This window comes from Pseudomonas sp. KB_12 (genome assembly GCF_052114545.1).
GTDB classification, from domain to species: Bacteria; Pseudomonadota; Gammaproteobacteria; order Pseudomonadales; family Pseudomonadaceae; genus Aquipseudomonas; species Aquipseudomonas brassicacearum.
In genome coordinates this window covers 1-21,274 of record NZ_JBFREY010000011.1, presented here as the reverse complement: position 1 = coordinate 21,274, position 21,274 = coordinate 1, and the positions used below count along the sequence as shown (strand labels likewise).

At 59.4% G+C, this 21,274-nt stretch carries 21 protein-coding genes and 2 pseudogenes; 11 read left to right on the top strand and 12 right to left on the bottom strand.

All coding sequences use genetic code 11. The annotated features are described in order from the left end of the window. Positions 1 to 219: 219 nt before the first annotated feature. Complete coding sequence (locus AB4Z20_RS11155; RefSeq protein WP_442089882.1) at positions 220 to 495, bottom strand: hypothetical protein; 276 nt, start codon at positions 493 to 495, stop codon at positions 220 to 222. Positions 496 to 742: 247 nt separating this feature from the next. On the opposite strand from AB4Z20_RS11155, the gene AB4Z20_RS11150 reads away from it, so the two are divergent. The 4 genes and pseudogenes from AB4Z20_RS11150 (at position 743) to AB4Z20_RS11135 (ending at position 4,683) form a co-directional block, all read left to right on the top strand. Then, positions 743 to 3,292, top strand: a complete 2,550-nt coding sequence (locus AB4Z20_RS11150) for an exo-alpha-sialidase (RefSeq protein WP_442089881.1) — start codon at positions 743 to 745, stop codon at positions 3,290 to 3,292. A 265-nt stretch (positions 3,293 to 3,557) separates the two neighbouring features. Further along, a pseudogene (locus AB4Z20_RS11145) lies at positions 3,558 to 3,772 on the top strand (hypothetical protein); the annotation flags it as partial. 6 nt (positions 3,773 to 3,778) lie between these two features. Continuing rightward, positions 3,779 to 4,039, top strand: coding sequence for a MafI family immunity protein (locus tag AB4Z20_RS11140; RefSeq protein ID WP_320390043.1), 261 nt, complete (start codon positions 3,779 to 3,781; stop codon positions 4,037 to 4,039). Positions 4,040 to 4,275: 236 nt separating this feature from the next. After that, positions 4,276 to 4,683, top strand: a complete 408-nt coding sequence (locus AB4Z20_RS11135) for a hypothetical protein (protein ID WP_320390044.1) — start codon at positions 4,276 to 4,278, stop codon at positions 4,681 to 4,683. A 30-nt stretch (positions 4,684 to 4,713) separates the two neighbouring features. On the opposite strand, the pseudogene AB4Z20_RS11130 reads toward AB4Z20_RS11135, so the two are convergent. From AB4Z20_RS11130 to AB4Z20_RS11120, 3 genes and pseudogenes are all read right to left on the bottom strand, one after another. After that, a pseudogene (locus tag AB4Z20_RS11130) lies at positions 4,714 to 4,902 on the bottom strand (addiction module antidote protein); the annotation flags it as partial. A 52-nt stretch (positions 4,903 to 4,954) separates the two neighbouring features. After that, on the bottom strand, positions 4,955 to 5,227 hold the full coding sequence (locus tag AB4Z20_RS11125; protein WP_258690563.1) for a hypothetical protein: 273 nt from the start codon (positions 5,225 to 5,227) through the stop codon (positions 4,955 to 4,957). A gap of 251 nt (positions 5,228 to 5,478) precedes the next feature. Further along, complete coding sequence (locus tag AB4Z20_RS11120; protein ID WP_253472324.1) at positions 5,479 to 6,210, bottom strand: DUF899 domain-containing protein; 732 nt, start codon at positions 6,208 to 6,210, stop codon at positions 5,479 to 5,481. Positions 6,211 to 6,395: 185 nt separating this feature from the next. Between AB4Z20_RS11120 and AB4Z20_RS11115 the strand changes: the two genes are divergently transcribed. Next, on the top strand, positions 6,396 to 6,788 hold the full coding sequence (locus AB4Z20_RS11115; RefSeq protein ID WP_214512029.1) for a transcriptional regulator: 393 nt from the start codon (positions 6,396 to 6,398) through the stop codon (positions 6,786 to 6,788). Positions 6,789 to 6,944: 156 nt separating this feature from the next. Here the strand turns inward: AB4Z20_RS11115 and AB4Z20_RS11110 are convergent, their stop codons facing one another. The 3 genes from AB4Z20_RS11110 to AB4Z20_RS11100 all read right to left on the bottom strand — a co-directional run bounded on the left by AB4Z20_RS11110 (position 6,945) and on the right by AB4Z20_RS11100 (position 8,992). Further along, on the bottom strand, positions 6,945 to 7,811 hold the full coding sequence (locus AB4Z20_RS11110) for a DUF6279 family lipoprotein (RefSeq protein ID WP_320390045.1): 867 nt from the start codon (positions 7,809 to 7,811) through the stop codon (positions 6,945 to 6,947). A gap of 81 nt (positions 7,812 to 7,892) precedes the next feature. Further along, a complete protein-coding gene (locus AB4Z20_RS11105; RefSeq protein ID WP_223472324.1) occupies positions 7,893 to 8,609 on the bottom strand; it encodes a TorF family putative porin in 717 nt (238 codons plus the stop codon). Positions 8,610 to 8,803: 194 nt separating this feature from the next. After that, positions 8,804 to 8,992 (bottom strand): hypothetical protein, encoded by a 189-nt coding sequence (locus tag AB4Z20_RS11100; protein WP_018607615.1) that lies wholly within the window; start codon positions 8,990 to 8,992, stop codon positions 8,804 to 8,806. A gap of 339 nt (positions 8,993 to 9,331) precedes the next feature. Between AB4Z20_RS11100 and AB4Z20_RS11095 the strand changes: the two genes are divergently transcribed. After that, the gene (locus AB4Z20_RS11095; RefSeq protein WP_013692512.1) at positions 9,332 to 10,168 is read left to right on the top strand and encodes a CvfB family protein; all 837 of its coding nucleotides are present in this window, start codon (positions 9,332 to 9,334) and stop codon (positions 10,166 to 10,168) included. Between the two features lie 395 nt (positions 10,169 to 10,563). Next, a complete protein-coding gene (locus AB4Z20_RS11090) occupies positions 10,564 to 12,018 on the top strand; it encodes an NCS1 family nucleobase:cation symporter-1 (RefSeq protein WP_253472330.1) in 1,455 nt (484 codons plus the stop codon). Here the strand turns inward: AB4Z20_RS11090 and AB4Z20_RS11085 are convergent, their stop codons facing one another. Continuing rightward, entirely contained in the window at positions 12,019 to 13,191 is a 1,173-nt protein-coding gene (locus AB4Z20_RS11085) for an MFS transporter (protein ID WP_442089880.1), read from the bottom strand. Between the two features lie 103 nt (positions 13,192 to 13,294). Between AB4Z20_RS11085 and ptrR the strand changes: the two genes are divergently transcribed. Both ptrR and AB4Z20_RS11075 read left to right on the top strand, forming a co-directional pair. After that, positions 13,295 to 14,188 carry a putrescine utilization regulator PtrR gene (gene ptrR / locus AB4Z20_RS11080; protein WP_253472334.1) on the top strand — a complete coding sequence of 298 codons (894 nt, stop codon included), beginning with the start codon at positions 13,295 to 13,297 and terminating at the stop codon, positions 14,186 to 14,188. Positions 14,189 to 14,327: 139 nt separating this feature from the next. Next, positions 14,328 to 14,456 carry a PA1414 family protein gene (locus AB4Z20_RS11075; RefSeq protein ID WP_003198971.1) on the top strand — a complete coding sequence of 43 codons (129 nt, stop codon included), beginning with the start codon at positions 14,328 to 14,330 and terminating at the stop codon, positions 14,454 to 14,456. 206 nt (positions 14,457 to 14,662) lie between these two features. Here the strand turns inward: AB4Z20_RS11075 and AB4Z20_RS11070 are convergent, their stop codons facing one another. The 4 genes from AB4Z20_RS11070 to speB form a co-directional block, all read right to left on the bottom strand. Beyond that, positions 14,663 to 16,051 carry a sodium:solute symporter gene (locus AB4Z20_RS11070; protein ID WP_258690566.1) on the bottom strand — a complete coding sequence of 463 codons (1,389 nt, stop codon included), beginning with the start codon at positions 16,049 to 16,051 and terminating at the stop codon, positions 14,663 to 14,665. Positions 16,052 to 16,311: 260 nt separating this feature from the next. Beyond that, complete coding sequence (locus AB4Z20_RS11065) at positions 16,312 to 17,826, bottom strand: purine-cytosine permease family protein (RefSeq protein WP_253478447.1); 1,515 nt, start codon at positions 17,824 to 17,826, stop codon at positions 16,312 to 16,314. 49 nt (positions 17,827 to 17,875) lie between these two features. After that, positions 17,876 to 18,283 carry a YybH family protein gene (locus AB4Z20_RS11060; RefSeq protein WP_253472338.1) on the bottom strand — a complete coding sequence of 136 codons (408 nt, stop codon included), beginning with the start codon at positions 18,281 to 18,283 and terminating at the stop codon, positions 17,876 to 17,878. Between the two features lie 9 nt (positions 18,284 to 18,292). After that, complete coding sequence (gene speB / locus AB4Z20_RS11055; protein WP_003198979.1) at positions 18,293 to 19,243, bottom strand: agmatinase; 951 nt, start codon at positions 19,241 to 19,243, stop codon at positions 18,293 to 18,295. Between the two features lie 384 nt (positions 19,244 to 19,627). On the opposite strand from speB, the gene AB4Z20_RS11050 reads away from it, so the two are divergent. Together AB4Z20_RS11050 and AB4Z20_RS11045 are read left to right on the top strand one after the other, a co-directional pair. After that, positions 19,628 to 20,521, top strand: coding sequence for a LysR family transcriptional regulator (locus AB4Z20_RS11050; protein WP_003184133.1), 894 nt, complete (start codon positions 19,628 to 19,630; stop codon positions 20,519 to 20,521). Positions 20,522 to 20,523: 2 nt separating this feature from the next. Further along, complete coding sequence (locus AB4Z20_RS11045; RefSeq protein WP_095962474.1) at positions 20,524 to 21,120, top strand: tRNA-uridine aminocarboxypropyltransferase; 597 nt, start codon at positions 20,524 to 20,526, stop codon at positions 21,118 to 21,120. The last annotated feature ends 154 nt before the right edge of the window (positions 21,121 to 21,274 follow it).

Genomic DNA, 21,274 nt, shown 5'->3' with positions numbered 1-21,274 from the left:
GCGTTAGCGTTTTATGAAAAAACCGGACCTTGGGTCCGGTTTTTTTATGGGCAACTGAATCTGACACCATACCCTGTGGCGAGGGGGATTTGTGGGAGCAAAGCTTGCTCGCGACACAGACGCCTCGGTTTCTGAAAGACCGCATCGCCTTCATCGCGGGCAAGCCTTGCTCCCACAGATCCCCTCCCACAAAAGCGGGTTGTGCTCGGCCTTGTGCAGTCAACCGGCTTTCTTTTCTGCCTTCTTCAGCTCTTCCAAACGCTTATCGATCAACTGGCACTTATCCGGCACATCCTTGCTGGCAGTCTCCAGGTCCATCGCCTGCAACTCGTCGTTCATTTCCTTGGCCTTGGCCGGGTTCTGTTCGGTGAGCTTGGCCACTTCATTTGCCAATTGTTCGCGCTTGGCGGTCGCTTCCTCTGGCGTGCAAGTGGCCCAGGCGGGCAGGGCACAGGTGAGGGTGGCTGCAAGGGTGAGTTTCAAGAGGGTTTTCATGGCAGAGCCTCATATTCCTTGTTGGGCAGGTAATGGGTTGAGGCCCGGGTTGGTTGGAAAGTTCACCTTGAGTCGCCACCGCTTGAGGTCTTTTTCGGCGTTCTCCTAGCCGATATTAAACAGTCGACTACCATGGAGAATGCGCTTGGACACTTCGCTGTCGGTGCAGATCATGCTTTAGCAAATGGAATAACTATCCAGGCATACGTGTTACCTGAGGTAGTCACTCTCTCAAGGAATGAAACCTATGAGCCTTAGAACGATACTCGGTCGGTTGGTGTTGTGTCTGTGTGGTCTATTTGCGCTCTCATCGGCCTATGCGGAGCGGCTGATTACCGCCACGCCACTATTACAAGGTGGGGGGATTGTCGTCGATGTCTTTGACAATCCAGCCGCCTCAGGCGGCAAGCCTTCTTCGACGAGCACTGTGCCATTCAAGTCCACATACACTGTTCCGGTGGTGCAATCGTTCAAGGGCCAGGTCTATATGTTCTGGACCAGTAGAGATGATCAGAAAAAAATCTATTATTCCTCCTCAGTAGAGGGGAAAAGCTGGTCCGCGCCAAAATTCATCCCGGTGGGCAGCATCTTGACTGATGTCTCGGCAACCGTATTCAAGCAAGAACTGGTACTGACCTTTGCTGATGTGCAAGGTCGCTTAAATACTATCAGCTCTCGGGACGGAAACGGCTGGCCGCCTAATGTCAGCCCTGTTCCGACCGTCCATACGGCCGCAAGTAACAAGCCTGTCGTCTATAACGGTCAGTTGTTCATCTTGTATAACGAGAACAGGGGTAAGGCTGTTTATTACGTGACCTATGATGGCGTTAAATGGAGCTCGGAGAAAACCGCATTCCAAGAAGGCCCCGAGACGATCGTGAATCTGGTACCTGTCGTCTATAACGGTGATTTGAGGGTCTATTACACTTTCTTTAACGGCGGCCTGTTCGAGCGTACTTATGACCGGGGTGGTAACTGGGGCGCGAAGCAGGGGCTGACGGGGATACCTGACAAGAGCTCCCTGAACAGTGCAACGTTGGTCAATGAGCGCTTGTTCATCAGCAGTGGCCCCAATATTTATTATTCGGCCGATTCAATCGGCCCGACCGGTTCAACCGCTGGACTTAAATGGGCGCCCTATTACGCTTATTCCGGGCGCTCTGCCTACCCCTCGGGGTTGGGGGTTTCCTATGGCATTACTACAAGCGATCTAACCGCGCGTGACCCGAAACTGCCCGTGGACCTGCCGACGGGCCTTAGCCATACCGACTATGCAACCTTCGCCTGGCGCAGCTTTTTCGCACTGAACAATACGGCTGCGGCACCATTGCCCGCTAACCGCGGCGTCGGCAACCCCGCCAGCAGCTTTGCCGATTCGGGCAAGGTGTCGAAGTCTCCCAGCCCCTTGTTATGGCAGACCTTCGCTCACCGTACCGAGTTGTTCCCGGGAATGAACAGAAACGGAGCAGGCGGCCCTACGCGTCCATTTGGTTCTGACCCGCAATACAGTTATATCGAGTTTCCCCAGGGGGCACCTTTGGCGTCGGGCGCTACCTATGCTCATTACAATAATCTGGATGAGGCGACCCAAATCGGTCAGAACGCCATATTTTTCCCGGTTAATCCTCCACATGCAGCGAAGACAACAGAAGACCCAACCGGGGACTACGTGCCTTCAAAGGACAGTCAGATATTGTTTGAGGCCAAGGCGAATCCGGTCATCTATGAGTATGCCAAGAAGCTGACCAGCTACCCCGACACCAATATAGTCCTGCCCGACGGAGCAGTGGAGGTCAAGGCTGCATGGCGCAAGCTGGCAGACATCCCAGTAGAGAATCGCGGGCGCTACCATACGGCAACGGTGGTGACCTACCAAGGCACCGATGCTAGTCCGATGGCTCACAACGAAGACTACGCATTGGTTGCGTTGCACATCATCCATAAGACGGCGAATTACCCGACCTTCATCTTTGCCACGTTCGAGCACGAAGATGCCCTGACATTACCTGACGGCAAGTCGCCGACCGGTCTCTACTACATCGCCAACTACAACAGGATTGATTACCCCACCACTTCCGCATCGAAGCCTGATGGCCCACCGGTCGCTAAGTTTTCCGACGGCGACAAAACCCATGAGGTTGTCCTGCCCAGGACCGATTTCGTGAAGTCGAGCGTTCCGCAAATCTACTCCGGTACCAAGGGGATACCCAAGGGGCAGGCCGGTCCGATCACTGTAGTGCAACCGCTAACCGTCTTTAACGAAGTCGCTGCGGTCAACAAACAGGTCCAGGCGCTGATGGAGGAGAGCGGCGAATTCACCAATTCAGTCTGGAAGCACTACCGTCTTAAAGGGGTGCAGGCCATCCCTTCGAGCGAACAAACAGACCCGGATTACTACCTGRCCAATATCATGGTCGAAAGCAGTCAGCCGGGGATCCAGCTGTTTCGCGGAGGCAACTCATTCCCCATTCCGGAGGACAGCATCCTGACCAATACCCGTGACTTTAAGAACATCAGGGTGCCGGATTATGACCACGGCACGCAAAGCCTGACCATGGGCGGTTGCATGGGGTGTCACGGCATTGCCCAGAGCCAATTGAAACAAGGCTTCAGTTTCCTGTTTGATGCGATCAAACCACCCAAGGTCAAACCCCATACGCCGAACTTCGTTGAGCCTACCGGCTTCAGGAACCCAGAAACCGTAGGCTTGCCGGATCCTCATACCATGGTTGAGCGGGCCCGCAAATATGCTTTGGGCTTTCAGGGGCAGGACGTGGTTGAGAGTACGGGCAAGTAGCAGCCAAACACCTCGAGCAGGAGGGTCGCAAACGCGGACTGCCCTGCTGTCTGAAACAGGAGCAACGCTCTTTCAATAAAAAACCGGACCTTGGGTCCGGTTTTTTTATGGGTGGCGGACCCATCTGGTTTCAGACGAATGGTTCCCGCAATAGCCTCAAAGCCCAATCCATTTGGTCGATGTCAAAATGACGACTCATTAATATTGCGCGACTATTTTGATGTCGCTTTCCGCTCGAGGGACCGAACATGTCCTCACCCGCCTTTTGGGCGAGGTTGTGACTTCACCAGATACGAAGTGGTACGCTCAGACTGGAACTGGTGGTTTGTATATACAAAAAATGGCGATTCGGCGAAGTTGGTTGCTTATGAGGTGCGTGATGGGGTTCGTATGCGTGTCGTTTATCAATCCGCGATAAACAATGTTGTAACTGCATTTCCTGATGATGCACCGATACCACCTTATAAATCGATTAAGTAGGTTTCTATGTGCTCGCAACGGATATTAAAGCTAGGTGCTAAATTTGAAGGGCGTTTGGAGTCGGTGTTTCTGGATGGGGCGTTGGACTATGTTAAGTATAATGAGGGGCGCTTGGCGTTAGAAATTCTTTGTGAATATATTTGTGAGTATGATGTGGTGCTGAGTGTTGGTGAGTTTAAAGAGATTCACGAATTGGCATTGGATATGGGGTTTGAGCTTGGAAATGCTCCATTTAAATATCTTCAGGCCCTAATAAAAACTGACTAACTGAAAAAGTGGGTAGATTTGAATGGCACTTACTTAGCCGCTAACCAATTGACCTGAAAGAGAAAAACTGAAAATGGCTGGTCCTGGTCTACGGTGATAACTACGAACATACTCCAACGAATCAAGGACTCAGCCCCAATGAGTCGTAGGCGTAAAGTCTCCCGACTACCCTTTTGTTCATTTGCTCTTGGTAAAAGGCATTACAATCGCGCTCCCGTCCCTTTCGGAGCGCTGCCGTGCCGCGTTTTCTTCCCCTGATATTGTTGCTTTTCCCTTGCCTGGCTTCGGCACTTCCCGCCCTGGAAAACACCGAGCTTTACAATGGCACGGCCAGCGATTGTCGCGATGTCGACCTCGTTACCTGGCGGCATCCAACTCGCACAGTGTTGGAGAAAAATGACATCAAGCTGGAGCGGGTGCAGTTGTGCAATGGCGGGCACTATCCGATTTTTCAGGTGCAATTGCCTTATGACCCACGGGGCCAGACCAAAAATTACTTTTTGGAATTGTACGAGCAGATGAGGAAGGCTAACGGCAAATGGCCCTATGCCTTGGTCGCCAGCAGCGATGCGGTGGTGGTGTATGTCAGCTACTCGAAAGACGACAGGATCGCCTTGGATTACGAGAGCTATGCGGCGCCATAAACATTCCCTCCTGAAGGATCAGTATCGCTATTCGCGGTGCACGCCGGTCTCCCGCCTCGGTTCGGTCATCCCTTTGGCACGTGCGACGGATCCCATCGCTTTGGCAACATAGCTATAGCTTGCATCGCCGGTTTCCAGGGCATCACTCATGAACTCCGCAATGGTCTCTGGAGTGCTGAGGTATTCTGCGGGATCAAATTCTGTGAAGGTCTCAATCATTTTGTGCTCTCCACGCATGTAAAAACGGCGACCCAAAGGTCGCCCGTTTTCATTATTCCGATGCCTGCCTCCGCACCCGTCTCCCAATCACGTCCATCACATCACACCCATCGCGCAGCGCTATTGTCAGCATCTTGCAGAAGTCAGAAAGCACCACCGTATCGGAGCTGATATCCGAACGGAATGCGATGTTTTCCAGCAGTTGGGTTACGGTTCGAATGCGGTAATCAGCTGTTTCGAAAAGGACATCGAGCGGGGCTTCGGTGTCGATGAGCAGGGTGGCCGGGGTGCAGTCGATTCCGGTGATGGGCATGTATCTGGTCATAATCAGAGCCTCGAAAATTGATGAGTCTCTCTGTAGATCGAGTCGCCAAACCCGGTCGCCTTTTTGGGCGACGAGGGACTATAGGGCGACTCGCTCTTGAGCTACAAGACACCGCTTTCCGAGCTTCATGTAGGACCTTTGGCCTAGCGGTTGTCGGCTTTGGTTCAGGCAACGCAGGCGACTGCTGCGCAGTCGAGCGGGAGCAAGCTCCCTCGCCACGGGGATCGCGCTCGACTGGGCGGGTTGGCGTATCAGCTGTGGCAGCAGTTGTGGGGCTTGGCCTCTTGGTATTTATCGTGATGCCGCACCCAGTCCATGATTTCGTCTTCGTTGCGGCCCTTGGGCGTCAGGTCGAGGTAGTTGTAGGTGCCGACCAGGATGTCGAGGCCGCGGGCGTAGGTGGAGTAGGTGTGGAAGATGTCGCCGGCTTCGTTGCGATAGAAGACGCTCAGGCCGGGGAGTTCGCCTTCGGTGGTGTCGGTTTTTTCGTAGTTGTAGGTGGCTTTTCCGGCGGCGGTGTCTTGGGCTTTGAAGCTGACGCCGAAGTCGTAGTTGAAGTCGCAGCCTTCGGATGAGACCCAATCGAAGGCCCAGCCCATGCGGCGCTTGAAGGGTTGGAATTCGGCGAAGGGCGCGCGGGAGACGGCGACCACGGCCACGTCGTGGTGGGCCAGGTGTTGGTTGGCGCCGTCGATGTGGTCGGACAGGAAGGAGCAGCCCTGGCAGCCTTCTGTCCAGCCGGGGCCGAACATGAAGTGGTAGATGATCAGTTGGCTGCGGCCGCCGAACAGGTCGGCCAGGCTCAGTTCGCCGTGGGGGCCTTGGAAGCGGTAGGGTTTGTCGATTTTGACCCAGGGCAGGGCGCGACGTTCGGCGCTGAGTTTGTCTCGTTCGCGAGTGAAGGCCTTTTCGTGGGCCAGGTGTTGGCGGCGGGCGGCGAGCCATTCTTCCCGCGAGACGACTGGATGATTCTCTACGTTCATGGTGATTTCTCCTGTAGGCAGTTGCTCAAGTCGGCGTTTCACTCATTGGTCGTTCGGCCTTGGATAAATTCGACAAGCCGTTGGTCGGCTGGTGGGATGGCCCGTCCGCCAACCCGGCTGAACGGTGGCGTGGCGCCTCGGTCACAACCTAGGTAGGCATCTCACTCTTTGGAGGATGGACCAGGATGACGACTTATAACTGGGACTTGATCGAACGGTTGTTGCACGAAGTGCAGAACGGCGCCGGCCACAGCTTTGCTCCTCGGGCTTACGCGGAGGAATACGCGGCGGCGAAAGCGGCTGAAGGCGAGGCGATCGAGAACCTCGATCATCTGAAAGCGGTTGCCGGGGAGTACGAGAAGTTGCTGCTGGACCGTGGCTATATCGAGCCGCGGCCGGAGGAAGAGGGCGGCAACGGTGAGAATTTTGTGCTGACGCCGCGTGGCTCGCGGTTGTTGAGCCTGATCGATAGCAGCATTCCGGGTAACGATCATCCGCGCCAGGTGCTGGATGAGCAGGACGATGCGCTGGATGAGTTTACGTTTGATGAGTTGGCTTCGAAGGCGCAGATTGCCTGACAGGCCTGTACTGAATCCCGTGGGAGCTGGGCTTGTGTGGGAGCAAGGCTTGCCCGCGATAGCATCACCTCGGTTCACCTGATAGACCGAGTTGCCTGCATCGCGGGCAAGCCTTGCTCCCACACAAGCTCGCTCTCACATGGGATCTCAGTGGTTTTATGAGCGTGTTGCTTTCAGGCACTTCAAGTCAGTGAAATCCTTTTTTACCCCGTCGATCTTCTTCAGCAGCTGTTCGCGCTGGGGCGGGGTGCTTTCGGCCATTAGGTCCACCAGCAGGCTGCGGGCCTGGGCTTCGGTTTTGCTGAAGGCCTCGCGGTAGGCAGGGGTCCAGAGGCTTTCGCGGTTGACCAGCAGTTGCTCGATGCGTTTCGGGAAGTCGGGGCTGTGGCGTTGGGCGACGGCTTCGCTGAACTGGTTTTGCCAGTGGGCGCGGTTGGCGATCCATTGCTGGTTCTGGTCCCCCAGGGCGGTGGACCAGGCCGCCACCCTTTGGCGTTGGGCGTCGTTGAGCGGGCCGAGCCAGTCGTTCAGGCGCTTTTCCATGCGTTCGCTACGTTCCTGGATCTGTTCCTGCAGCGTTGGCTTGAGGTATTGCTGCTGGCGTTTGCGCTGGTCCTTGACGAAGGCGGCGTCCATGTCATCGACTTGGTCGTCGTTCAGGCCTTGCAGCAGTTCGATGGCCGAAGGGGTGATTGCCCGGGCGGTTTCGGCGATGGCGGCCTTGGCTTCCCGGGTGCGCTGCTGCAGGGCTTCGTCGGTTACCTGGTCGGTTTGCACCATGGTCTTGAGGCGATCCAGCCAGTCGAGGTAGCCGGGCAATTGGGTGGTGCAATGCCAGGTCAGGTGGTCCTTGAGGCGTTCGTTGAACCAGTCTTTTTGCTCGCCTCTGATGTCCAGGTAATCGTTGAGGGTCCAGGGGATGATCAGGTCGAGGTTGCGGTAGGCCAGGCCGATGCGGCTGCAGGCGGTGAGCGTCAGCAGCAGGGCGATGAACATGGCAGTGCGGGTCAACCAGCGCGGCATGAGCGAGTCCTTGCGAAGGCGTAGGTGCTTTGTTTGAGCATCGCAGACGCGCGGCAGTTCAGCCGATTAAATGCGTAACGCTTAGTAAAAAGGGTGGGCCATCTTGAGGGTCAGCAGGCTGTCGCATTCGCTGTTGTGGCCGGAGTATGCCGAGCAACTGCTGCCGCTGAGGCTTGAGTCGCTGTAGATCAGGTCCAGGTCGAGGCCCTTCCACGGGCGGGAAATTTTCAATGACCAGTCGCTGAAACTGCCGACATAACCGTTCTCGACCGAGACCGGTGTGTTGAGCTGGTGGGTGGTGTATTTGGCGCTGATGCCAATGCCGAACGGTATGTTGCCGCCCAGGTCGGCAAACAGCGTGCTGTTCTGTTTGTCCGGGTCGTTGCTCAGGGCTGCGCCGAAGCGGCTGCCAAGCACGGTCAGGCCGCCGTAGAACTCTTGGCTGTCGAGGGTATCGACCGTGGGGTAGCTGTAGTGGATCAGGCCGACTTCGTAGCCCAGGGTCTGGTCGAAGGGTTGTTTAAAGCCCATGTAGGAATCGACTTCAAGGTCGGCGGAAGGTGTCAGGCCGGCGCTGGGTGACCACTGGCCGACGTACCAGCCGCTGTCGTGGCTCAGGTCCAGGCCACCGTGGAACGAACCGCTGCTCGACGGCGTGACCAGGCCCTCGGCCATGCTACGGCTGGGCGTGGTACCAAGCTTGAGGTCGAAGTCGCCGAGCTCGCGCTGGAACACCTGCCCCTGAGCAAGGGAACAGGTCATCAGGCTGATCATCAGCAGAACAATAGGGATACGCATGCTTCACTCCATGAAAGCGAGAAGCAGGATCGGTCAAAAAGCTGAAACGCTTGAGCTAGAGAGGTGAAAGCATACCGGCGAATGCTCGGCTGCGAAGGCCGTTCGTCGATTGATGGGAAATGGGTGGGGCGGGGGAGGGTTCCAGTCCAAGCGCTTCGAAGCTCAAAGCGCTTTGGGACCAGGTGACGCGCAGGTTACTTCTTACCCAGGCTGATCTGCTTGGACGGGCCGAATGTCTGGCCGCTGACGCCTTTGGCAATTTGCTGGATCTCGCCGCCGGACTTGAGGAACGCAGCGATCTGGTCGTTGATCGACTCGCTGGTTTCAACGGCTGGAGCTGGCTTTGCTTTGCTGTTGGATGCTTTTACGCGCATGACGGCCATTAACCTGTAGATAATTAATTGGGCCAGGCATCGTACAGGAAATACTTGACAATTGCTTGGCAAATATCCTTCTGAATTATCGCTATCGTGATGGGAATAATGAGCGATTATCCTGCAATTATCGCCCTAAGCCTCTGTTTTAAATAACAACCGTGGGTGAGTTACGGCGTTGACAGCGAGCTGTAGGCAGCGTCGCCTGCCTGACGAATGGCCGCGCCTGGGGCGAAAGCCCAGGAAAATCAACGGTTGTGCAGGACCTTGCTGGCAAACCTTGCCGGCGGCCACGAATCGCGCCGCAAAACCGGGTAGAATGCCGCCCACGCAATGAGGGTATTGGAAATGGCTTTAGTCGGGCGCTACAACAGTTTGCAAGTGGTTAAACACACTAACTTCGGTTTATATCTGGACGGCGGTGCGGACGGCGAAATCCTGCTGCCCAACCGTTATATCCCCAAGGATATTCCCAGTGAAGATGAAGACTGGCTCAATGTTTTTATTTATCTGGACAGCGACGACAAACTGATCGCCACCACGGAAAAACCCAAAGTTCAGGTGGGTGAGTTTGCCAGCCTGAAAGTGGCTGAAGTCAACAGCATCGGCGTGTTCCTGGACTGGGGCCTGCCCAAGGATCTGTTGCTGCCGTACTCCGAAGAAAAGCGCCAGATGACCGCCGGCGAATACTGCGTGGTGCACGTCTACCTCGACAAGCACACCCGCCGCATCACTGCCACGGCGCGTCTGGATCGTTATCTGGACAAGACCCCGGCCAACTACACGCCGGGCCAGGAAGTGGATTTGCTGGTCGCCGAAGCCACCGACATGGGGTTCAAGGCGATCATCAACAACAAGCACTGGGGCCTGATCCACAAGAACGAAATCTTCAAGTTCATGCGCGCCGGCAAACAGGAAAAAGGCTTCATCAAGGAAATCCGCCCGGACGGCAAGATCAGCCTGAGCCTGCAGCCCGTGGGCCAGGAAGCCGCCACCAGCCTGAACGCCAAGATCCTCGCCAAGTTGCGTGAAAACAACGGCACGTTGCCGGTCAGCGACAAGAGCGATCCGGTGCTGATCAGTAGCCTGTTTGGCGTGAGCAAGGGCAACTTCAAGAAAGCCATTGGTGCGCTGTACAAGAATGGGCAGATTGTCATTCATGCCGATCGCATTGAATTGAGCTGATTGACCACAGAATCCTGTGGTCCTGTGGCGAGGGAGCTTGCTCCCGCTGGGGCGCGAAGCGGCCCCCGAGCCTGCCACCTCGGAGTGTCTGATTGACTGAACACTCCTGGTTTTGGGCTGCTTCGCAGCCCAGCGGGAGCAAGCTCCCTCGCCACAGGTTGATCCTCTCTGTATACAAAACCCTGCACCCTTAGCATGCACCCGCGCCCTGTTCGTGGGCGCATGCCTGCTCTTGCCCGGCTTTAACCGCCGCTGAACCCCCCGGCTTGTCTCACATTTCGCCGCTATGGCACGCATTCTGCGTAGCAACGCGTATACAAACCATGCCGGCTCCCGTGCGCAGTATGGTGAGCAGGTCGATGCGGGGGCACGGCGGTACTCAAAGGAGCCCCGCAATGTCCGAGCAATTGCCCAACGGCTACAGCCCCCGCCTCTATAACGAGGACTTGGGCCCGCTGCCGCAGAAATGGAATTGGTACAACATCTTCGCCTTCTGGATGAGCGATGTGCACAGCGTGGGCGGCTATGTGTTTGCCGCCAGTCTGTTCGCGCTGGGGTTGGCGAGTTGGCAGGTGTTGATTGCCTTGCTCGGCGGGATCTGCATCGTGCAGTTGATCGCCAATCTGGTCGCCAGGCCGAGCCAGCAGGCGGCGGTGCCGTATCCGGTGATCTGTCGGCTGGCGTTCGGCGTGTTCGGGGCGAATATCCCCGCCGTCATCCGTGGCTTGATCGCCGTGGCCTGGTACGGCATTCAGACGTACCTGGCCTCCAGCGCGCTGATCATCGTGGTGCTACGGTTTTTTCCTTCGATGGAAGCCTACGCGACGCCGCATTTTGCCGGCTTGTCCTACCTGGGTTGGTTCGGTTTCCTCAGCTTGTGGTTCGTTCAGGCGCTGGTGTTCTGGACCGGTATGGAATCGATCCGTCGTTTCATCGACTGGGCCGGACCGGTGGTCTATGCGGTGATGTTCCTGTTGGCCGGCTGGATCGTGTGGAAGGCCGGTTGGAGCAATATCAGCTTCACCCTGGCGGAAAAGTCCTTGTCCGGCTGGCAGGCGTTCGGCCAGGTGATCGTGGCGACGGCGCTGGTGGTGTCGTACTTTTCCGGTCCGACCCTGAACTTCGGCGATTTCAGCCGTTACTGCCGGAGCATGTCTGACGTGCGCCGGGGCAATTTCTGGGGACTGCCGGTGAATTTCCTGGCGTTCTCCCTGGTCACCGTGGTGATTGTTTCCGGGACCTTGCCGGTGTTCGGCGAAATGCTTCATGACCCGATCGCCACCGTGGCGCGCATCGACAACAGTGTGGCCGTCTTGCTGGGCGCCTTTGCCTTTGTGACCGCCACCATCGGCATCAACATTGTCGCCAACTTCGTCTCCCCGGCGTTCGACTTCGCCAACGTCGCGCCCAGCAAGATCAGCTGGCGCGCCGGCGGCATGATCGCGGCGGTGGCCTCGATTTTCATCACACCGTGGAACCTGTTCAATAACCCTGAAGTGATCCACTACACCCTGGACGTGTTGGCGGCGTTTATCGGGCCGCTGTTCGGGATCCTGCTGGTGGATTACTACCTGATCAAAAAGCAGCAGATCGACGTGGATGCGCTGTTCAACGACGGGCCGAGCGGGCGTTATTACTACAGTGGCGGCATCAACTGGACCGCAGTCAAGGCGTTGATTCCGGCGACGCTGATGGGGGTGGCGATCACCTTCACGCCGCTGCTGCAACCGATGGCCAACTTTGCCTGGTTCACCGGTTGCTTCCTCGGTGGGGTGTTGTATTTCGCCTTGGCGCGACGTGAGCCGGCCGCGCAGTTGAACAAGTCGTTCAGCCCGGCCGGCCAGGCCTGATCAACGCAGGGCGGTCTGGGCGCAAGGCCTTGCCACGGCCTGGCTGGCGGGCCGCAGCAACAGGCCGCCGGCCAGCAGCAGGCCGCTGCCGGCGATGATCAGCGCCGGTTGCAGGCCGCCGCTGAAATGGCTGCTCAGCGCCGCCAGCAGTGGCCCGCTCAGCTGGCCCACGGCAAAACAGGCGGTCAACAGGCCCGCATTGCGCTGGGTGGCGTGGGGCGCCAGTTCCCGGGAGCGCAGCATCACCAGCTGCATGCAGGCCAGGAACGGCGTGCCACACAGAATCACGCCCAATGCCAGGCCCGGTCCGCTGCCCAACAGGCAGGCAAACACCCCAGCGGCTTGCAGCCAGAGCGTACCGATCAGCCAGCGACCGGTGGTGTTCGGGTTGGGGCGCCGCAGGCTGACCAGCAACACACCGGTGGCGGCGGCCAGGCCGAAGCAGGGCCAGAACAGGTCGGCCAGCCATTGTCCGTGGAACTGCGCCGAGGCCATTTGCGACAGGAACGTGGCTGGAATGATGTAGCCCACGCCATACAGCGCGTACACCACGCCCAGTCGAGCGATGCCGGCGTTCGGCGCAGGGCTGGCCGACCCGGCGACAGGTGTTGCGGCGGCCGGCTGCGGCAGGATCGGCAAGATCACCAGCAACATCGCCAACGCCACGCCGGCATATACCAGCCACAGGGTCGCGGAGGTCTGGCCCAGCAGATTCGAACCCAAAGCGAGCAGGCCGGTCAGGAAAATTCCCAACCCCGGGCCGGCAAACACCAGCGCGCCGAGTCGTGGCCGTCCCGCCGCCGCTGCCAAGGGCTGGCTCAGGGCGGTGATCATCACCAGCACCCAGGCACTCGCCACGCCGGTGCCAAAGCGCAATGCCAGGTGTGGCCAGAAACCCCAGGCCCAGAACGAGGCCAAGGTCAGCAATACACACAACCACAGGCCGCCGAGCAACCGCCGCCGCACCTGTTCCGGACGGCGGGCGAACATGGCATCCAGCGCGCCGAGGAAATAACCCAGGTAGTTGGCCGCGGCAATCAGACCGGCGGCGGTCAAGTCGAGCTGACCTTCGCCGATCAAATGAGGTAACTGGGGCGTAAGGGCGAAGCGGCCAATGCCCATGGCCATCATCAGCGCGATGAAACTGCCGAGCAGGCGAATAAGAGGTGACATGGTCGTTCTCCAGTGTCGAGGCGAATGACCGTCAGGCTAGGACTGATTGACTTTCATTAAAAATGAATAATAGTGAGTAACTTGTTCTTTTTTGGAGAAGGTCGTGGAGTTCAGCCAATTACGGATTTTCCAGGCCGTGGCCGAGGAAGGTTCCATCACCCGGGCCGCCGAGCGCCTGCACCGGGTGCCGTCGAACCTTTCGACCCGGCTCAAGCAGCTTGAAGAGCAACTGGGCGTGGACCTTTTCCTGCGCGAGCGTCAGCGTTTGCAGTTGTCACCGGCAGGAAAAGTCCTGCTGGACTATGCGGCCAAGCTGTTCGCCTTGCACGACGAAGCCCATGCGGCGGTGCAGGGCGGCCAGCCGGCCGGGGACTTCCTGCTGGGCACGATGTACAGCACGGCGGCGACGCATCTGCCGGACTTGCTGGCGGCTTATCACCGGGCGTATCCGGCGGTGAACCTGCAAGTGCAGTCCGGGCCGAGTGGCGAATTGCTCGAGGGCCTGCTCACCAATCGTCTCGACGCGGCGTTGGTGGATGGCCCGCTGGAGCTGGCGGGGCTCGATGGCGTGCCGTTGTGCGACGAGCGGTTGGTGCTGATAACCGAGGCCGATCATGCGCCGGTACGCAGCGCGCTGGATGTGCAGGGCCGCGCGGTGTTCACGTTCCGGCGTGGTTGCTCCTACCGGATGCGCTTGGAGGCCTGGTTTGCCCATGACCACGCGACCATGGGCCGGGCGATGGAAATCGAGTCTTACCAAGGGATGCTGGCGTGTGTGATCGCCGGGTCCGGGGTGGCGTTGATGTCCGAGTCGATGCTGGCCAGCCTGCCGGGCCGCGAGCGGGTGACGGTGCATCCGTTGGCCGAGCCGTTTGCCAGCGCCACGACCTGGCTGATGTGGCGCAAAGGCATGGTCGGGGCCAACCTCAACGCTTGGATTGAATTGCAACAACAGGCCTGGCCGCGAGCGCCCATGACGACGGCGCAATCGGCTTGAACTCCGGGAGGTGGATTTGGATCAATTCAGTAACAGATCATTGCAAACTGAGACGAGCATTGCGTAGAACATCGGACTATTATCAGTGCGAAGGGGCCACAGTAATTTGCCGCTCGTACCACCCTGAGGGGGCACCACGATGAAAGAGAAAATCCAGAATTGGCTTCACGACCTGGGTGTCGCGCTTGGCCTGATCGAGCCACCGATGCAACCGGTACCGATCCGCACCGATGACGAGCAACGCCGCCGCCAACCGCGCCGCCGGTAAACCCACCAGGATTTGGAGAGATCGCAGTTGCGGACCATTTCAGTCGAGATGGCCCGCAACTGCGATCTTTTTATTTCTGAAGACTGAATCTGTGGGAGCGAGCTTGCTCGCGATAGCGGTGTACCGGCATGCATTCAGGTTGAATGTACCGCCGTCATCGCGAGCAAGCTCGCTCCCACAGGGATCTCATTGCCCAGGGTTATCGGTCAAACCACCTTGGCCACCACGCTCGGCCGTGGCGACAACAAGCTCACCAGCACAAAACTCACCAGCGCCACGCTCAGGCTGTAGTAGATCGGCGTGTTGGCGTCCAGGCCATCCTTGAGCATGAAGAACAGCGCGGTCAGGAAGCCCAGCGACATGCTGGTGATCGCGCCGGCGGTGGTGGCGCGTTTCCAGTAGATGGCGCCGATCAGCGGGATCAGCATGCCGCCCACCAACAGGTTGTAGGCCAGGGTCAGGGCGCTGATGACGTCGCTGACCACCAGGGCGATCACCAACACCACCGCCCCCATCAGCAGGGTCGCGATGCGGTTTTCGTGGACGTCGCCACTGCCGCTTTCACGGCCCTGGCGCAGACGGGGCAGCAAGTCCTGGACCACCGTGGTGGACGCCGCGAGCAGGCCCGCTGCGGCGGTGGACATCAAGGCTGCCAGGGCCGCGGCGATCACCAATCCACGAATGCCGTTGGGCAGGCTGGTCTGGACGATGCTGGCGAAGGCGTTGTTGACGTTTTCCAGGTCCGGCAGCAAGACCTTGGCCGCCATGCCGATCAACGCACCGGCCAGGCCGTACAGCATGCAGTACAGGCCGGCGGCGGTGCCGGCCACTTTGGCCACGCCTTCGCTGCGAGCGGTGAACACCCGCTGCCAGATGTCCTGGCCGATGAAGATGCCGAAGAAGTAGATCAGGAAGTAGGTGAGGATGGTGTCCCAGCCAATCGCGGTGAAATCGAAATAGCTGGCCGGCAAAGCCGCCACCATCGCATCCCAGCCGCCGGCATCGACGATGGACATCGGCATCAAAAGGAACACCAGGCCAACGGTCATGATCAGAAATTGCACGATGTCGGTGAGGGTCAGCGACCACATGCCGCCGATGGTGGAATACAGCACCACCACGCCGCCGCCCACCAGGATCGACACCCAGAACGGCAAGCCGAACAGCACCTGCATCACGGTGCCGATGGCGATGGTCGAGGTGGCGCCGATCATCAGTGCGTAAACCAGCATGATCAGCGCACTGGCCTGGCGCGCGGCCGGGTTGTAGCGGCGCTCCAGCACCTGGGTCACGGTGTAGATCTTGAGCTTGAGTAACGGCTTGGCGAGGAACAGGCTGAGGCCGACGATGCCCAGGCCGATGGCGCCGCACAGCCAGAATCCGGAAATACCGTAGACGTAGCCCAGGCGCACGGTGCCAATGGTGGACGCGCCGCCCAGCACGGTGGCGGCCATGGTGCCCAGGTAAAAGCCCGGGCCGAGATTGCGCCCGGCGACCAGGTAGTCGTCACGGGTTTTAGCGCGGCGCATGCCGTACCAGCCGAGGGCGATCATGCCAGTGGCGTAGAGAAGAACGACGATTAAGTCCAAAGCCATGGTGGCGTGTCTCCGATTGTCATTTTTGTATGGGACGAGGCGGTGCTGTCCCTGGCACTGCAGCCTCAGTGCGAACGCTGTTGTGGCCAGAGATTGCTCCCGCAGGGCTCTGTAGGGGCTGGCGAAGCCTGCGATCTTTTGATCTTTCGCTTGAGATTCAAGTGTCTGGGGAAAGATCGCAGCCTCGTTGCACTCGACAGCTCCTACGGGCGCAGCCCAGCGGGAGCAATCTCTGGCCACAGGTATTTCGTGTGTTCGGATCAGGCGGTTTGCCTGAGGACCGGCTTATCGACGGGCATCGAAGCGTCCTTGCTCCGCGGATCCTGCGGCCCATACACCGCCGCGGGTTCCGGAAACAGCCCCAGCAACACCAGGTACACCACCGAGGCCAGGCCCAGGGTCACCGGCAGGCTGATGTCGATCCCGCCGGCCAGTTCACCCAGCGGCCCGACGAACTGCCCCGGCAGGTTGACGAAGCACAATCCCACCAGCGCGCTGGGGATCCATGCCCCCAGGCCGCGCCAGTTCCAGCCGTGGCTGAACCAGTAGCGCCCGCCGGTTTCGCCGCGGGTGAACACTTGCAGGTCATCCGGGCAGTAGAAGCCGCGGCGCACCAACAGGCCGATGATCATGATCACCATCCACGGCGTGGTGCAGGTGATGATCAGCACGGCGAAGGTCGAGACGCTCTGTACCAGGTTCGCCGCGAAGCGCCCGATGAAGATGAACGCAATCGACAGCACGCCGATCAGCAGCGTTGCCTTGACCCGCGACAGTACCCGTGGAAACACGCTGGACATGTCCAGGCCGGTGCCATACAGCGACGTGGTGCCGGTGGACATGCCGCCGATCACCGCGATCAGGCACACCGGCAGGAAGAACCAGCTCGGCGAAACCGCCAGCAGCCCGCCCACGTAGTTGTTGGCCGCGATGTAGTCCGGCGCCTTGATCGCCACGATGGTGGCGGTGGCGAGGCCGAACAGGAACGGGATCAACGTCGCCAGCTGCGCAGCGATCACGGCCAGCATGATGCGGTGCTTGGGCGTGTTGCGGGGGATGTAGCGCGACCAGTCACCCAGGAACGCACCGAAGGAAATCGGGTTGCTCATGGCCACCAGCGCCGCGCCGATGAACGCCGCCCAGAAGCCCGGCTGGCCGAGGCTGACGGTGCCGGCGAACTGGCTGTCGAAGGTCGGTGCGAAGGCCAGGATGCCCAGCAAAAACAGCAGGCTGGCCGCCCACACGGCGATGCGGTTGACCCACAGCATGAAGCGAAAGCCGTAGATGCATACCGTCAATACCAGCAGGGCGAACAGGCCGTAGGCCAGGCCCAGGCTCAGGTCGGTCTCTGGCACGCCGATCAGCCGCTTGGCGCCGCCGATCAACGCGTCCCCCGAACTCCACACCGACAGCGAGAAGAACGCGATGGCGGTCAGCAACGAAAGGAACGAGCCGACGATTCGCCCGTGCACGCCGAAGTGCGCACCGGAAGAAACCGCGTTGTTGGTGCCATTGAGTGGGCCGAACAGGCCCATGGGCGCGAGGATGATCGAACCGACCAGGACACCCAGCACAATGGCCCAGACCCCGGCCTGGAATGACAGGCCGAACAGCACTGGGAAACTGCCGAGCACGGCGGTGGCGAAGGTGTTGGCGCCGCCGAAGATCAAGCGAAACAGGTCGCTTGGGCCGGCCGTTCGTTCGTGGTCCGGGATCTGTTCGACCCCGAAGGTTTCAATTTGCGTAAGGCTGTTGTCGTTATTGTTATGCATGATCTGCTCCGATCATCGAGGCGCATTCATCGAATGTGAATGTCGCCTGTTGCTAAGGGGATGGCAGCCCTTCCGGCATTGCGGACAAATGTTCGTGACAGGCCAGCCATAGGCCTTGTTGTTCTTGGCGAAACACAATGGTTTCGCGCTCCTGGCTAAAGTGCAGCTCCCCTAGCATGCGCAGCTCGGTGGCCACGTCATGGATGAAAATCGCCACGTCCCCTTGCAGGCTGACGAAGGCGTTGCTCGAGGTGCAATTGAGCACCTCGAAGCCATCCTCGGACCGCCAGCGATCCCACAACGCCAGGTAGGCATCGCGTGACAGCAGGGGCTGTTCGAGGGTGTAGAACACGAAACTCGCATCGGCCGTGAATGCGCCGAAGTAGGCGTCGCGCTCATTGCGGGCGAAGGCCGACACCAATTCGGCGGCGGCCTTGAGAACCTGATCTCGATCATTCATGACCGCACCTCAGCGATGAACCACGCCGGGCAATACGCAAAGCATCTCGTACAGCAGGTTGGCGCCCAGCAGCGAGGTGTTGCCGGTGGTGTCGTACGGCGGCGAGACTTCTACCAGATCGCAACCGACCAGGTCGAGGCCCTGGCAGCCACGGACGATTTCGATCGCCTGGATGGTGGTCAGGCCGCCGATTTCCGGAGTGCCGGTGCCAGGGGCCCAGGCCGGGTCGATACCGTCGATGTCAAAGCTCAGGTACACCGGGCCGCCGCCGACTTTCTCACGCACTTCGGCCATCAGCGGGGCGAGGGATTTGTGCCAGCACTCTTCGGCCTGGACCACGCGGAAACCCTGGTTGCGGCTCCAGTTGAAATCATCGGCGGTGTAGCCCTGGGCCCGCAGGCCGATCTGCACCACGCGGTCGCAATCGAGCAGACCTTCTTCCACGGCGCGGCGGAAGGTGGTGCCGTGGGCGATCTTCTCGCCGAACATGTGGTCGTTCACATCGGCGTGGGCGTCGATGTGCACCAGGCCGACCTTGCCGTGTTTCTTGTGGATGGCCCGCAGGATCGGCAGGGTGATGGTGTGATCGCCGCCCAGGGTCAGGGGGATGACGTTGTGTTCGAGGATCTTGTGGTACGACTCCTCGATGATCCGCACCGCGTCCAGCAGGTTGAAGGTGTTGATCGGCACGTCGCCGATGTCGGCCACCGACAGCGAGTCGAACGGCGCGGCGCCAGTGGCCATGTTGTAGGGGCGGATCATCACGGATTCGGCGCGGATTTCCCGCGGCCCGAAACGGGTGCCGGCGCGCAGGGAGGTGCCGATGTCAAGCGGCACGCCGACGAACGCAGCGTCCAGGCCGGCAGCGGTTTGCAAATGGGGGAGTCGCATCATGGTGGCGATGCCGCCGAAGCGCGGCATTTCGTTGCCGCCCAGTGGTTGGTGAAGAATCTTGTCCACGGGTAGGGCCTCATCGTTGTTTTATTTATCAGGGGCCGATTCTGCGAAAAGCGTGGGATGGGAAGAATCGCTGGTGGCAAATACTTAGTTCAGATTTTTCTAAACTAATGGTGGGTAGGGCGATAGACTCCGCATCAGCGCAGCCCTGAGGCAAATGATGCCCCCTGTGGCGAGGGAGCTTGCTCCCGCTGGGCTGTAGGAGCTGTGTAGGAGCTGTCGAGTGCAACGAGGCTGCGATCTTGTCCCAGACAGTTGAGTCTCAAGCGAAAGATCAAGATCAAAAGATCGCAGGCTTCGCCAGCTCCTACAGAGCCGAGCGGGAGCAAGCTCCCTCGCCACAAAAGCGCGACAAGTCCTGTCTATGTGTGATCCGGAGACACCCCCATGGCCAACGCTCTACCCGACCTGAAACTGCTGCGCATTTTTGTCAGCGTGGTCCGGCACCAGGGGTTCGCCAATGCCCAGCACGAGCTCAACCTTTCCACGTCGGCCATCAGCACCTACATGAGTCAGCTTGAGTCGGCCCTGGGCCTGGTGCTGTGTCATCGCGGCCGGGGTGGGTTCAGCCTGACCAGCAAGGGCGAGTTGTTTCATCAGGAAACCTTGCGCCTGTTGGGCGAGCTCGAAGGGTTCGAGCAGTACGCGGCAGCGCTCAAGGGTGAACTGCGCGGCACGCTGAACCTGGGAGTGATTGACTCCACCGTCAGCGACAAGGCCTTGCCGTTCGCCGAAGCCATCGGTGCCTACAGCCAGGAGCACCCGGCGGTGCATTTGCACCTGTCGGTCATGAGCCCTTACGAGCTGCAACTCGGCGTGCAGGACAACCGCCTGGACCTGGCCATCGGTGCGTTTTCCACGCGCATGAGCGGGCTGGTCTACATGCCGCTGTACCGTGAGCAGCACTGGTTGTATTGCAGCAACCGTCACCCGCTGTTCAACGAGCGGCGCATTCCCGAGCAGGTCATCACCCAGCAGCGCATGGTCGGGCGCGGTTACTGGAGCCAGGCCGAACTGGCTCGCCACGGCTTCAAGCACAGCGCGGCGACGGTGGAGAGCATGGAGGCGCAGTTGATCCTGGTGTTGTCCGGCGCCTACGTCGGTTACCTGCCTGAACACTACGCCCAGGCGTGGGTCGACAAGGGCGACTTGCGTGTGCTGCTGCCGGCGACCTTTGGCTATCAGGCGCCGTTTTCGATGATCGTGCGCCGTGGTCGCAGCCGCGAGCCGCTGATCCAGACCTTCCGCGATTTGCTCAAAGCTCAACTGAATCAGGCCTGACCATGTCCAGAACTCAATGCCCGCGTTGCCAACGACCGCAAAGCCACTGCCTGTGCCCGTTGATCCCCAGCCTCGACAGCCGCACCCGCGTCTTGCTGTTGCAGCACCCCAGCGAAGTGAACCACGCCTTGAACACCGCCCGCTTGGCGGCGTTGGGGCTTAACAACGCTGAACTGATCGTGGGCGAGGTGTTCGAGGATTTGCCCAGGTTGCTCAATCAACCGGGTTATCAGGCGCGGTTGTTGTTTCCCGCTGACGATGCACAGCCGCTGCAAGCCTATGCGCCCTCCGATGAGCCGTTGCTACTGGTCGTGCCCGACGGCACCTGGCGCAAGGCGCGCAAGCTGCTGCACCTCAACCCGCTGCTGGCGGCGCTGCCGAGGGTGACATTGGCCGAGGGCGGGGTGTCTCGTTATCGTTTGCGCAAGGCACCGGGGCCGGGGGCGTTGTCGACGGTGGAGGCGATTGTCCAGGCGTTGCAGGTACTTGAGGCGCCGGCGAGCTTTGAGCTGTTGCTGAGGCCGTTCGAGGCGTTGATCGAGGGGCAGATTGCGGCGATGGGGGAGGAGACTTACCAGAAGAACCATGGAGGGGTATAGAGACCCCTGTGGCGAGGGAGCTTGCTCCCGCTCGGCTGTAGGAGCTGTGTAGGAGCTGTCGAGTGCAACGAGGCTGCGATCTTGTCCCAGACAGTTGAGTCTCAAGCGAAAGATCAAGATCAAAAGATCGCAGGCTTCGCCAGCTCCTACATAG

Bases quoted from the DNA above. Each gene is read 5' to 3' on its own strand.
- AB4Z20_RS11090 (WP_253472330.1), top strand. From the start codon at position 10,564: ATGTCCGAGCAATTGCCCAACGGCTACAGCCCCCGCCTCTATAACGAG.
- AB4Z20_RS11095 (WP_013692512.1), top strand. From the start codon at position 9,332: ATGGCTTTAGTCGGGCGCTACAACAGTTTGCAAGTGGTTAAACACACT.
- AB4Z20_RS11105 (WP_223472324.1), bottom strand. From the start codon at position 8,609: ATGCGTATCCCTATTGTTCTGCTGATGATCAGCCTGATGACCTGTTCC.
- AB4Z20_RS11140 (WP_320390043.1), top strand. From the start codon at position 3,779: ATGTGCTCGCAACGGATATTAAAGCTAGGTGCTAAATTTGAAGGGCGT.
- AB4Z20_RS11125 (WP_258690563.1), bottom strand. From the start codon at position 5,227: ATGACCAGATACATGCCCATCACCGGAATCGACTGCACCCCGGCCACC.
- AB4Z20_RS11120 (WP_253472324.1), bottom strand. From the start codon at position 6,210: ATGAACGTAGAGAATCATCCAGTCGTCTCGCGGGAAGAATGGCTCGCC.
- AB4Z20_RS11085 (WP_442089880.1), bottom strand. From the start codon at position 13,191: ATGTCACCTCTTATTCGCCTGCTCGGCAGTTTCATCGCGCTGATGATG.
- AB4Z20_RS11155 (WP_442089882.1), bottom strand. From the start codon at position 495: ATGAAAACCCTCTTGAAACTCACCCTTGCAGCCACCCTCACCTGTGCC.
- AB4Z20_RS11050 (WP_003184133.1), top strand. From the start codon at position 19,628: ATGGCCAACGCTCTACCCGACCTGAAACTGCTGCGCATTTTTGTCAGC.
- AB4Z20_RS11110 (WP_320390045.1), bottom strand. From the start codon at position 7,811: ATGCCGCGCTGGTTGACCCGCACTGCCATGTTCATCGCCCTGCTGCTG.
- AB4Z20_RS11115 (WP_214512029.1), top strand. From the start codon at position 6,396: ATGACGACTTATAACTGGGACTTGATCGAACGGTTGTTGCACGAAGTG.
- AB4Z20_RS11045 (WP_095962474.1), top strand. From the start codon at position 20,524: ATGTCCAGAACTCAATGCCCGCGTTGCCAACGACCGCAAAGCCACTGC.
- AB4Z20_RS11070 (WP_258690566.1), bottom strand. From the start codon at position 16,051: ATGGCTTTGGACTTAATCGTCGTTCTTCTCTACGCCACTGGCATGATC.
- AB4Z20_RS11100 (WP_018607615.1), bottom strand. From the start codon at position 8,992: ATGGCCGTCATGCGCGTAAAAGCATCCAACAGCAAAGCAAAGCCAGCT.
- AB4Z20_RS11060 (WP_253472338.1), bottom strand. From the start codon at position 18,283: ATGAATGATCGAGATCAGGTTCTCAAGGCCGCCGCCGAATTGGTGTCG.
- AB4Z20_RS11075 (WP_003198971.1), top strand. From the start codon at position 14,328: ATGAAAGAGAAAATCCAGAATTGGCTTCACGACCTGGGTGTCGCGCTT.